The organism is Acetobacterium sp. MES1 (assembly GCF_002237635.1).
GTDB classification, from domain to species: Bacteria; Bacillota; Clostridia; order Eubacteriales; family Eubacteriaceae; genus Acetobacterium; species Acetobacterium wieringae.
Genome location: NZ_MJUY01000047.1, coordinates 168,647 through 181,410, shown reverse-complemented (window position 1 = coordinate 181,410; position 12,764 = coordinate 168,647). Strand labels below are relative to the sequence as shown.

Here is a 12,764-nt window from a genome sequence, read left to right as displayed (position 1 = left end):
AACAAACTCATTCGAAAGCACTTTGCAGTCAGAGTCAACAGGCACCAGCTGCAAGGCACCGTTTTTTACTTCCTAGGCTTTTGTTGCAATTTAGTTAAAAAACGATCCGGTTTCGTTAAGATCCGGATCGTATTTTAAATTCAGCAAAAAACCATGTCACACAAAATGCCACAGCTTGTTTGCCTGAAAGCTCTGTGATAAGATAGCAGTAAAAGAAGAATAAAGGAGACGAAGAAATGAACCAAACCACAAATAGAATTTTGGTCACGATCCTGATGCTGGCAGTGTTTTTTATCGCTGGAGGTGGGATGATTTCTGCAAAGATGACGGGATTTCTGGTAACAGCTTCCAATGGCGTATGCTATGAGTTTAACAAGGATGAGCTCAACAATTCCTATCTGATGTACCAGCTTCGGCCAGATTCCGGAGAGGCTGATCTCTATCGCCAGTTTGCCGGTATTAAAGGTGGAAAAATTGTGGCTTTTCGGGATGATTCAAAAGGCTGGATGGATTATGAAGCTGCTCAGTCGGCGTTATTGAAAGCCCAGATTCTCGGGCAGACTTTTGATATCAATACCTTTGCCGAGTCAGCGGAGGCCCCTGTCTATTCCGGTGCCGTCTCAGAGATCGTGGTCGTGACACCGGGCATGGTGATAGCTGGGATTGATGTCTCCTATCAGTGCTTTATCGAGTCCCAGGGATGGAGTGACTTTTCAGAGAACGGTCAGGTCGCAGGAACCATCGGTCAGGCCAGGCCGCTGAAGGCCTTGAAAATGCGACTGGTTGATCCGCCATCCGAGGCAAAAATTAAGTTTCGACTTTACCGAAACGGGCTTGGGTGGCAGGAATGCGTAAGTGCTGGCGAGTTGCCAGAGGTTCAAGTGTTAGACAATAATATCGAAGCCATCACCATTGAACTGGAGAATATGCCTGACTATTCAGTTGAGTATCAGGTTAAAATAATTGGCCATGATGACTGGCAGCATTGGGTTTGGGATGGCGCAATGGCCGGAACAGAAGGGATGAACCTGGCTATTGAGGCGTTTCGGGTGCGGATTGTCCAGCTATAGAAAGTCAGAATTAAAGAAACCACTTTTACCAACTCAGCGAGCGTTGTGGAAGGTTTTTTTCCTCATTGTTCACTGTAACTTATTGATCTGAAAAAGATCTGGGCGATGCTCTGGATAACGCTAAAATCGGGCGAGAATATATCTTAAAGTAGTTTTCATTTAATGAGAACTAAGATATAATATCACTATCATAAAGTCGGGCACGAGTTGATTGCGAAAGGGGGATGAGAAATGACAAACGAAGAATTTCAATTGCTGGTATTAAAAAAGCTGGATTCATTTGAGGGCTTTCAGACAAATGTCATTGAAAAGCTGGATTCATTGGAAAATGGGTTAAGCGGAGTCAAAGCACAGCTGGATGCAGTCGAGAATAGATTGAGCGAAGTCGAAGTAAGACTGGATGCAGTCGAGAGTAGATTAAACGAAGTCGAAGTCAAACTGGATGCAGTCGAGAGTAGATTAAGTGATGTCGAAGTAAGACTGGATGCAGTCGAGAGTAGATTAAACGAAGTCGAAGTCAAACTGGATGCAGTCGAGAGTAGATTAAGCGAAGTCGAAGTAAGACTGGATGCAGTCGAGAGTAGATTAAGCGATGTCGAAGTCAAACTGGACGCTGTTTATGATCAAACAGCGTTCTTGACGGAGTTTAAAACCGAAACCGGACAACAGTTTGTGGATATCAATGAGACCCTTGATTTTGTTTTGCACAAAGTAGTTTTGACTGAAAAAGAAGTCTACTCGATGAAAATGAAACAAGCCCAGTAGCCATAGTGCGGAATCAAATAAGTATTGAAGAAATAAAGCAGCGAGCCCCGATCGGTTTGCTGCTTTATTTTTGCGTTGGAGGCCAGCTCGTTTACCTCATTGCCAAAACTGACAGAAAGGTGTAAAATCTATTTAACAGAAATTTATAAGTTCAGACTAGGATAAACGGAGGATTTAGAATGAAAAAAATGAGTGCAAGCCTGATTGGGGCTCTTTTTCTGAGCTCGATGGTATTTTCGACAAACGTTTTCGCAGCTGGAATAGAAACAAAAACCGCAGGTGATATTGGTGTTACCTATCGCACCCATATCCAAAACGAGGGCTGGCTACAGGGCTGGATGGTCGATGGCGCCATGTCCGGATCGGAGGGCAAGGGTCTGCGGCTGGAAGCGATCGAGATTGAATTAACTGGCGATGTCCCCGATGATCTGAAGATTCAATACCAGACCCATATCGAAAATGAGGGTTGGGCACAGGGCTGGGTTACCGATGGTGCTCTGGCGGGTTCGGAAGGAAAAGGTCTGCGTCTGGAAGCTGTTGAAATCAGGCTGACAGGAGCCAGTGCATCAGACTATTCGGTCAAATACAGAACCCAGATCGAGAATGAAGGCTGGGCTCAAGGATGGGTTGCCGATGGCGCTTTATCCGGATCCGAAGGCAAAGGTCTGCGTCTGGAAGCAATTGAAATTATGGTGGTGGAAACACCAGTTAAAATTGCCTATGATGCCTATCAGGACGTTTTAAATCAGGCGAGTGAAGCGGATTATACCGTTAACAGCTGGACAACTTACAAAAAAATTGTGGATGCCAATGTGGTAACAAAAGATGATACGGCCAACAGAATTACCGAGGCAACCATCGCAATTAAAACGGCGCAGGAAAGTCTGGTAAAAAAAGCCGATTTGACAGTTTATCATGATGTACTTAATAGTGTGATGGAAGAACAATGTACACCGGAATCCTGGGCAATTTATCGGACGATCGTGGAAGCCAATGTGGTGACAGCCGAAGACCCACAGGAAAAGGTGGATGCGGCAACGATTGCCATTATCAAGGCCCAAAAAGAACTGGTTAAATACGCAAATATGTCCGCTTATAATACCGCGGTCACAGCAATTAGCGAAGATCAGGTAAAATCGGGTTGGACAGAATACAAAGAAGTGCTTGACGCCAACCATGTGACAAAGCTGAATACTCAAGATGAAGTGGATGCGGCAACAGCAAAAATAGTCGCGGCTCAAAAGAATCTGGTACTGTATTCCAATTTGGGTAATTTTAACAAAGTCATTGCGTTATATATCGAATTTGGTACTGACGCAGACAATGCGCCTTATAGTCGGGAAAGCTGGGATGCTTATACCACTGTTTGCGAAACCTATGGTACCCTTAACAACGGTACCTGGGTTTATGATGTAATTTCGAAAAACTCAGATCAAACTGCCATTGACAGTGCAACAGCAGATATCAAAAAAATGACGGATGTCCTGGTTGCAACAGCCGACCTCAAGGCCTTCAATGCTGCCAAAAATATTAAGATAACCGATGGGCCTTATACCACTGCGTCCTTCGAAGCCTACACTAAAAACGCTCAGGTAATTTCAATTGCAGATCTTGAAGCAGATCTTTTAAAAAGCTATTCGCAAAGTGTGGTGGACGGCTATACCCAGACATTGATAGCCATCCAACATGAGCTGCTTATTCACGCCGCAGATCTCAGTGCTTATAATGAAGCTTTGGCTAAAGTAAAAGCAGTCGATTATACTGAAAAAACTTGGGCTACTTATCAGACCATCGTTGATACCAATAAAGTAGATGGTGACAGTACCCAGGAAGCAGTCAATGCAGCAACGGCCAAAATTCTCAGTGCCCAGAAAAACCTGACCTATTCGGCCGCCTATGTGGCTGCTAATTCCAGACTTGATTCCTACTATTTTGGGGTACGCAAGGTTGGCGATAATATTCTCACTCGAGCTAATGAACTGATTTCCGCCGCAGGTTTTGACAAAACCCGCTATAAAATCAGTTTCACCCGAATCGATAACGGAACAGCCGTCATTAATCCAGTTACCGGGCTGATCACTGATGCTGGTGCAACAACCGCATCAGTCAGTTTCACGATTACACCGGTTGATGGATCTGAAGCAGCAACGACCAAGAATATTGATTTATTTATAAACAAGTAGTCGAACTATTCCAATCAATAGCAAAACATCGATAAAAGACAGATTTGAAGCTGATTCAGCTTCAAATCTGTCTTTTTAAATTTCTGATTCACGATACCCCATTCACCACAACTTCCATCCCCGCCAGATCAAACCCGGTTTCGCAATAAACGGAATAGGTGTATTTATCAGTTTTCCAGGTGGCTAAGCCCATGCCATCGGGGTTGGTCTGGTAGAGAACCGGAATCCCGGAAGCGTTTGCTTTGGTTTCGCCGCTCTGGAATTCGGTGTAAACACCCGCAATGTTGTCGATCATCACATCACCCTTACGAACCGTGTAGTTGACACCACCCAGGGTAAAATTGGCCTGGGCAATGTCATCAGAGATAGTGAAGTATTTCACATCCGTGATACCGGCCGGTAGGGTTTCGAAGGTAAAGCCGATCGCATCCTTAATTGCCTCACTTGAGGCCTGCTCCACCATCGGGTTGGGCAGTTCGGTTTTGGAATCATCCTTTTTTTCGGCGGCAGGGGTGCAGCCAGTAAAAAGAAGAACCGTGAGAGAAACAAGAATCAAGGGAAACAACAACAGTTTTTTTGATTTCATAATAGACCTCTCTTTATTTTATATTTTAGGTAATTGCTAAACTGCCGTGAGCTTTGCGCCCAGTTTCGCACGAAACAATTTTTACACTGTACGGCGGACAGTTCGCTGAACTGTTCGCCTACACGTTACAAAATTGTTTGTGGAAACTGCACTCAAAGCAATCATTGTTCGATTTTTTTCATTTCGCAATTATCTATTTTATTTTTAGATGTTGGGGCATGTCATGGCAACGTTTCGTTTGTCATACCGGTTGTTAAATTTGCGGCTAAATCGGACAGCTACTGTCCCTGGCCACATGGGTAAACTGGCTTTTGCCGCTGGCATAATCAGCTACGCATTGACCATGACCCAGTAGTTTGTATTTATAGCTGAGCAGTCCCTCCAGGCCAACCGGGCCCCGAGCATGGAGTTTACTGGTGCTGATCCCCACCTCGGCGCCGAAGCCGAAACGGAAGCCGTCACTGAAGCGGGTGGAACAGTTCCAAAAAACACCGGCTGAATCCACCAGGGTCATAAAGGTTTGGGCCGTAGTTTCGGTAGTGGTCAGAATCACATCGGTGTGGCCGGAACTATAGGTGTTGATATGGTTAATGGCCGTTTTCAGATCGGGTACAATTTTAATTGACAGGATGTAATCCAGGTATTCGGTTTTCCAGTCGATTTCGGTAGCTGCCTCGACGGCAATGATCGCCTGAGTGGCAGCATCCCCCTTAATATGAACATTTTTGGCCTCCAGTGCCGCTTTAAGTTGCGGCAACAGAGCAGGGGCGATTTTTTCGCTGACCAGCAGGGTTTCCAGGGTATTGCAGGCAGCCACGTACTGGGTTTTAGAATCGACAATGATCGCAACGGCCTGGGTAAGATCGGCATCTTCATGAACATAAACATGGCAGATGCCGTCGGCGTGGCCCATTACCGGAATGTTGGAGTTGTTCATAATATATTGAACAAAGCTGTTGGAGCCCCGGGGAATAATCAGATCAATGTAGTGATCCAATGCCAGCATGGCAGTGACGTCTTCCCGGGTCTCCAGATTTTGGAGCCAGTCCTTTGGCAGACCCACAGAAGCGGTGGCTTGATTGATAATTTTAGCAAGCAGTCGATTGGTTTCCAGGGCTTCACGGCCGCCTTTTAAGAGTACCGCATTGCCGCTTTTCAGGCAGAGGGTGGAAATCTGAACAAAAGCATCGGGTCGGGATTCGAAGATAACCCCAATGACCCCAATCGGGCAGGTGACCTTATAGAGATCCAGACCTTCATCCAGCTCGGTTGACAACTTGGTAGCTCCCAGGGGATCGGTCAGCTCCATCAGGCTGTGGATTCCCTGGATTACGTCATTGATCTTTGCAATATCGAAGGTCAGACGTTTAAGCAGGGGGGCACCCAGGTTTTCTTCCTGAGAGCGTTTCATATCGACTTGATTGGCAACTGCAAGTGCTTCTTTGTTTTCTTCCAGAGCGTTGGCAATGGCCAGCAGCCCGGCATTTCGCAGCTGACCGTCGGTGGCTGCTAACAGGATGCCCGCCTCCCGGGCGATTTTTCCGCATTGTTCCATTTGCATTGGCATTTCCTCCTAAATTTTGGGATTGGGTTTTTAGGGCGAGGGTCTGACCCCTTGGTCATCACGGATCGCTCCTACAAACTAATGTGTGATAGTCGTATTTTAATAAACTGTAAATATGGATTCGTAGAGGCGGGTTTTACCCGCCGAAGGGACGTTTGTATATTGACCAACGTTCCGGGCGAATGCGATTCGCCCCTACACTATGATGTGTGACATTATATGTGTTAACAGAGTTATTGTTTTCTTCGTTGGGGTGGGTAAGCCACCCCAATGACGGCCTTTATTTTGCCAATAAATTCTCTCGAATCTTCTTAAAATCTTTCTCTCGTAAATCAGTTTTTTCCATTAAATAGGTTTCCACATTTCCGAAATTGGTGTTGACATAGTCCATCGAAATCTTTAACCACTCGGGTTTGACACCATAAAATTCCCAGAGGTGATAATTTTCAATACCCAGTTCCTCGGACATAATGTTACCCAGCAGGTTAAAACTCTCGTCGAAGGTCAGATTCGTCAGCGTATAGTCAGACAGGATCACATCTTCACTAACGCCTAAAATGCTCAGAATCAGATAAGTCATAAAACCGGTACGATCTTTACCGTTGGTGCAATGATAAAGAATTGGGTATTCCGATGGTTCGGTTAGGTATTTGAGCACTTCGGCAAAGCACTGGGCCCGATCTTCGGTCTGGATTTTGTAAATATGGCGCATAAATGCATCAATTACGCCCGGTTGGGTGAAATCCTGATGATCCAGGCCCATATCTGCACTGGTGAAAATTGGCAGCAGATGGTATTCCGTATTTTTGGGCAACCGATCAGCCTGACGCTTTGATTTGGATTCATTTCTGAAATCAAAGACATGTTTAAGGCGTAGGGCCGAAAAATAGTCGACATCCTTATCGGAAAGGTGGGCCAGCTCTTCACTACGGATCACTTTTCGCCACTTGATTTTGCGACCATCGATTCCCGTGTAGCCGCCGATATCCCGAATGTTGATGGAATTTTCCAGTTGGATCAGACGTTTGCTCAACTGGGTTTCTTCACAAAAAATCAGATTGTTTTCATCTTTGAAATTATATAAGATCCGACCATTGGGGGCAATCAACCCCGGATAGGTGGATTTTTGTGGTTCGGACTTGGAAACAGGAGTAACCTCAGCGGAGGTGGTTTTACCCGGTTTATCAGGATGAGCGGATTCGGTCGTTGTCATACTTACTGGAGGCAAATTTTCAGACAGGGGTTCGTTGAGAATCGTTTCTTTAGTGAGTGCTTCAGACCAGGTGGTAGATGGGGGTGACTGTTTTTTCCGGATTCGTTTGCTAACCAGAAAATAAGCGGGGATAGCAGCAGCTGCGCCAGCAATTATGGCAAGGGTGGTCGTTTTTTTCATTGATGATTTCCTTTCTGTGACTTCCATAGGATCTGTTTTTTGATTCATTATATGTTATGATTATAGCATAAACTTAATCAAAAAGTCCTAAAATGTGAGGAGTTAAGTATGAATACGTTAAGTGTTACTGATGGCCCGGGTCTGGGAATTTACTGTCATATTCCGTTTTGTCTCAAAAAATGTGCTTATTGTGATTTTTCGTCATTCTCTCGTCAGAGTGAGGCAGTAATCAGAGATTATTTTGCAGCCTTGCATAAGGAAATTAGAAAATTTATCGAAGAAAATAAAAAATTTGCGTTGCCAGCAGTGGATACCATCTATTTTGGTGGGGGAACACCTTCTGCGGTTGATGTCAGACACATTGAAGCAACTCTTTTGCTGTTAAACGAAGTATTTCAGGTAAAGGACGACGCCGAAATCACCATTGAAATCAATCCCGGGACGCTGACTGCCGATAAAGCCAGACGCTACAAAAAGGCGGGGATCAATCGGGCCAGCGTGGGGCTGCAGGCCTGGCAGGATTTTCTGCTAAAAATCCTTGGTCGGGTTCACAGTCAAGCCGATTTTATCAAAGCGATGGAGCTCTTAAAAGAAGCAGGATTCAATAATTACAGCGTTGATGTAATGGTGGGCTTGCCAGGACAAAAGATCACCGATGTGATGGAAACCGTACAAGCGGTAATAAATTATGCCCCCACCCACCTTTCCTGTTACAGCCTGATTTTGGAGTCGGGAACACCGATGGCCAACTGGGTGGAGTCGGGTCAGCTGGAGCTGCCGGATGAAGATGAAGAACGGGAAATGCACTGGGCCGTAGATGGTTTCCTAAAAGAACAGGGATTTTTGCATTATGAAATATCCAGCTTCTGCCAACCTGGATATGAGAGTCGTCATAATGTAAAATATTGGGAATTGGTGCCTTATCTGGGTTTTGGACTGGGGGCCCATGGTTATTTTAATGGCCAACGTTATGGAAACAGTAATGAACTTAATGAGTATTGCCAATTGCTCAAGGCGGACAAATCACCGGCAATTTTTGAACCGGCGATGACGCCGGAGGAGCAAATGCGTGAGTGGATGTTTTTGGGATTACGCAAACTGAGAGGGATTCGGGAGGATGATTTTTGCGCCCGTTTCGGAGAAAGCTATTTTGTCCCGTTTGGCGATGTTATCCAGTCGTTGATCACCGCCAGATTACTGGTATGGGACGGGACGGTTTTGAAGTTGACATCCAGGGGGCAGGACTTTGGAAATCAGGTATTTATGGCTTTTGTCTAGATGCAATCAGGTCGAAAAAATAACTTAAGAAAACTTTAAAAAGTGAGTAAGCCATTATAGAAACTAGTTGACAAAGTAGGGGTAGGGTGTTATATTTAACTCAGATGTTAGCACTCAATTATTGCGAGTGCTAATAACGAGGTGAATCATGGAACTTAACGCACGTAAAAAGAAAATATTAGAAGTGATCATCCGTGATTACATCAATACCGCCGAGCCGGTTGGCTCCCGGACGCTTTCAAAAAGATGTAATTTGGGTATCAGTCCGGCCACCATTCGAAATGAGATGGCTGATCTTGAAGAACTGGGTTTTCTGGTTCAACCCCATACCTCTTCGGGACGGATTCCAACCCAGCAAGCCTATCGTTATTACGTTGATGAAATTATGGAGATCCAAAAACTTGAGAAGATGATCCGGACGGATATTCATCGCGGTTTTCTGGATCATACCACTGAACTGGGACCGACGATGTCGCATACTGCTCAGGTTTTGTCGCAGCTAACCAACTATACAGCAGTTGTTCTGGCGCCTCGAGTTACAAATTTTAACTGTAAGCATGTCCAAATTGTTTCTTTAATTAAAAACAGGGTACTTATGGTAGTAGTGACTCAGGAGGGGATGGCCAAAAATATTGAGGTAACCCTTTCTCAGGAGGTTGATACCATCCTGGCGCTGAAGCTTTCCAATGTGATTAATGGATTTCTTAAAAACACCGTCCTCAGTGAGATGAGCTCGGATTTAATCGATCAGATTCAGGAATTGTCCCCAGCGGAAAGTAAATTGATCCATGAGATTATCCCGCATCTAAAAAAAGCCTTGATGGAGGACGCTTCGGAGGTTCACTCCACCGGATTAACCAATCTATTTAATTATCCGGAGTTCAGCGACGTCAATAAAATTAAGCAATTGATCAATATTGTTCAGGAAAAGCAGGTGCTCTCAGAAATGATGGCATCCAAGGATGGCAACCAGGTCATTCGGATAAAAATAGGCAGTGAAAATGACAATGAAAATCTTAAAGACTTCAGCATTATTACTTCTACCTACGAGTTGGATGGCGAAATGATGGGCGCCTTTGGCGTCATCGGACCCACCCGGATGAACTATGATAATGTGTCATCGGTTCTTAACTATATCCGCAATGAGTTAAATTTACATATCTCAAATTTATTAATGAAATAGGTGATTAGATGATAAAAGAAGAGGAAATTAAAACAGAAACCGTAGAAGAAACGGAAGAAGCGCTTTTAGATGAAGCAGAAACAGTAGCCGATGAGGCAGCAGAAGAAACAGCAGAGACATCTCCTGAAGAGGTCCTAAAGGAGATTGTAAAGGAGGATGAGGCCGTCTTGAATCGCCTGATCAGACTTCAGGCTGATTTTGAGAATTTCAAAAAGCGAAGTCAAAAAGAAAAAACAGAAATGTATCAATTTGCATCAGAGAACTTTGCTACCAAGCTGTTGCCGGTAATGGATAATCTGGAGCGGGCGGAAGCCGCCTTAACCGATGCCAGCGAGGAAGCCAAGGGTTATATTGATGGACTGGAAATGGTTTTTAAGCAGCTTAAGGATGTTCTCAAAGAAGAAGGACTGGAAGAAATTATCTGCGAAGGTCCTTTTGATCCCAATCTTCACCATGGCGTTGCTGTTGGTGAGGACGAAGAAAAAGAAGACCAGGAGATCATGGACGTATTCCAGAAAGGTTATAAGTTCAAGGGCAAGGTAATCCGGCCAGCCATGGTTAAGGTTTGCAGCAAGTAGCATTGCAGCAGCTTGCATTAAAAAATGAAATTATAATTAGCAATAGAATCATAAAGAATCAAAAATTCGCTGGTCTTATCACCAGAAACGAGTTTTTATTTAAAAAATAGTAAACAATTCAGGAGGAAATAGATATGAGTAAAGAAAAAATTATCGGGATTGACTTAGGAACCACAAACTCTTGTGTAGCCGTATTAGAAGGCGGTGAAGCCGTCGTAATCCCTAATGCTGAAGGAAATAGAACGACCCCATCGGTTGTTGCTTTTGCCAAAGATGGTGAGCGACTGGTGGGACAGGTTGCCAAACGACAGGCAGTTACCAATCCGGATCGCACCATTTCGTCAATTAAACGGGATATGGGCACCGACCGTAAAGTAACCGTCGATGACAAAAGTTATACCCCTCAGGAAATTTCAGCCATGATTCTGCAAAAGCTTAAAGCGGATGCCGAAGCGTATTTGGGTGAAACTGTCAGTAAAGCGGTTATCACCGTACCTGCCTACTTCAGTGATGCCCAAAGACAGGCGACCAAAGATGCCGGACGGATTGCTGGTCTGGAAGTACTGCGAATAATCAATGAACCAACCGCAGCAGCGCTGGCTTATGGTTTGGATAAAGATGCCAATGACAAAATTATGGTCTATGACTTGGGTGGCGGAACATTTGACGTATCCATTCTGGAACTGGGGGATGGCGTTTTCGAAGTTAAAGCAACCAATGGAAACAATCACCTGGGTGGTGATGATTTCGATCAGAAGATCATTGATTGGATGGCTTCTGAATTTAAGAAAAGCCATGGAATTGATCTTAAAAATGACAAAATGGCGCTGCAGCGACTTAAAGAAGCAGCAGAAAAGGCCAAAATTGAATTATCGACGGTTATGAAATCAGACATTAATCTACCCTTTATCACCGCCACGGCAGAAGGTCCACAGCATTTGGAATTATCCCTGACCCGGGCAAAATTTGATGAGCTGACCTCAGATCTGGTTAAGAGCACCATTGGACCGGTTGAAAAAGCCATGAAAGATGCCGGCCTTTCTAAAAATGAATTGGATAAGGTAATTTTAGTTGGTGGCTCGACCCGAACCCCATCCGTACAGGATGCCGTTAAAAACATTACCGGTGAAGAAGCTTACAAAGGGATTAACCCGGATGAATGTGTAGCCATCGGAGCGGCAATTCAAGCGGGGGTATTAGCTGGCGAAGTTCATGATGTATTACTGCTTGATGTCACCCCATTATCTCTGGGAATTGAAACATTAGGTGGAGTATTCACCCGGTTGATCGATAGAAACACCACGATTCCGACCAAGAAAAGTCAGACATTCTCAACTGCAGCAGACAATCAAACGGCTGTTGACATCCATGTTTTACAGGGTGAACGAGAAATGTCCAAGGATAACAAGACATTGGGTCGCTTCCAATTAACCGGGATTCCAGCAGCAAGACGGGGAATTCCACAAATTGAAGTAACCTTTGATATTGATGCCAATGGTATTGTCAATGTGTCCGCTAAAGACATGGGAACCGGTAAATCTCAAAATGTTGTTATCAAATCGACCACCAACATGAGTGACGAAGAAATTGATAAAGCAGTTAAAGAAGCAGAACAACACGCTGAAGAAGATAAAAAAGTTAAAGCTTTGATTGAAGCTAAAAATATTGCCGATTCCACAATCTATCAAACCGAACAGTCCCTCAAGGAAATGGAAGGCAAGGTTTCAGATGAAGATAAGGCCAAGGTTGAAGCCGCCATTGCGGAGCTGAAAACAGCCAGTGAAGGGGATGATGTGGAAGCCATCACAAAGGCAACCGAAGCATTAAATGAATCCTTCTACCCATTAGCTCAAAAAATGTATGAGCAAGCTGCTGCACAACAGGCACCTGACGAACAGGAAACTACAGATCAGGGTGATGACGATGTTGTGGATGCTGAATATGAGGAAGTTAAAGAGTAAGAATTGCCAGAAACCGGCAAAAACCAGTGGCAGCCAAGGCTGCCACTCTTTTTCGTGGAGGCAACGAGCCAAGCGCAAGCGCGCCTGCAGTTGGCTACTGCCTGCAAACGGCTCAAAATGTGGGTGAGCGTTTTGAAAAGTTTCGTGGAGGCAATTGTAGGGGCGATCCGTGATCGCCTGGAGCGTGGATCAAGAAACTGACG

Annotated in this window: 10 protein-coding genes; 7 read left to right on the top strand and 3 right to left on the bottom strand. The window is 44.7% G+C overall.

Features of this window, described 5'->3' with window-relative positions:
* Positions 1-236: 236 nt before the first annotated feature.
* The 3 genes from BI182_RS13070 (at position 237) to BI182_RS13060 (ending at position 4,018) form a co-directional block, all read left to right on the top strand.
* On the top strand, positions 237-1,070 hold the full coding sequence (locus BI182_RS13070) for a hypothetical protein (RefSeq protein WP_286808497.1): 834 nt from the start codon (positions 237-239) through the stop codon (positions 1,068-1,070).
* Between the two features lie 231 nt (positions 1,071-1,301).
* On the top strand, positions 1,302-1,835 hold the full coding sequence (locus BI182_RS13065) for a hypothetical protein (RefSeq protein ID WP_286808494.1): 534 nt from the start codon (positions 1,302-1,304) through the stop codon (positions 1,833-1,835).
* A 179-nt stretch (positions 1,836-2,014) separates the two neighbouring features.
* Complete coding sequence (locus tag BI182_RS13060; RefSeq protein WP_286808493.1) at positions 2,015-4,018, top strand: hypothetical protein; 2,004 nt, start codon at positions 2,015-2,017, stop codon at positions 4,016-4,018.
* 88 nt (positions 4,019-4,106) lie between these two features.
* On the opposite strand, the gene BI182_RS13055 is transcribed toward BI182_RS13060, so the two are convergent.
* The 3 genes from BI182_RS13055 to BI182_RS13045 all read right to left on the bottom strand — a co-directional run bounded on the left by BI182_RS13055 (position 4,107) and on the right by BI182_RS13045 (position 7,561).
* Positions 4,107-4,604 carry a hypothetical protein gene (locus BI182_RS13055; RefSeq protein WP_286808491.1) on the bottom strand — a complete coding sequence of 166 codons (498 nt, stop codon included), beginning with the start codon at positions 4,602-4,604 and terminating at the stop codon, positions 4,107-4,109.
* A gap of 265 nt (positions 4,605-4,869) precedes the next feature.
* Entirely contained in the window at positions 4,870-6,165 is a 1,296-nt protein-coding gene (locus BI182_RS13050) for a glutamate-5-semialdehyde dehydrogenase (protein ID WP_286808490.1), read from the bottom strand.
* Between the two features lie 283 nt (positions 6,166-6,448).
* Positions 6,449-7,561, bottom strand: coding sequence for a tyrosine-protein phosphatase (locus BI182_RS13045; RefSeq protein ID WP_286808489.1), 1,113 nt, complete (start codon positions 7,559-7,561; stop codon positions 6,449-6,451).
* 108 nt (positions 7,562-7,669) lie between these two features.
* Here BI182_RS13045 and hemW point away from each other — a divergent pair, with 108 nt between their 5' ends.
* From hemW to dnaK, 4 genes are all read left to right on the top strand, one after another.
* Positions 7,670-8,839, top strand: coding sequence for a radical SAM family heme chaperone HemW (gene hemW / locus BI182_RS13040; protein WP_286808487.1), 1,170 nt, complete (start codon positions 7,670-7,672; stop codon positions 8,837-8,839).
* 148 nt (positions 8,840-8,987) lie between these two features.
* Positions 8,988-10,022, top strand: coding sequence for a heat-inducible transcriptional repressor HrcA (hrcA, locus tag BI182_RS13035; RefSeq protein WP_070371775.1), 1,035 nt, complete (start codon positions 8,988-8,990; stop codon positions 10,020-10,022).
* A gap of 8 nt (positions 10,023-10,030) precedes the next feature.
* Positions 10,031-10,600, top strand: a complete 570-nt coding sequence (grpE, locus tag BI182_RS13030; protein ID WP_148637390.1) for a nucleotide exchange factor GrpE — start codon at positions 10,031-10,033, stop codon at positions 10,598-10,600.
* A gap of 134 nt (positions 10,601-10,734) precedes the next feature.
* A complete protein-coding gene (gene dnaK, locus BI182_RS13025; protein WP_228882480.1) occupies positions 10,735-12,561 on the top strand; it encodes a molecular chaperone DnaK in 1,827 nt (608 codons plus the stop codon).
* Positions 12,562-12,764 lie beyond the last annotated feature (203 nt).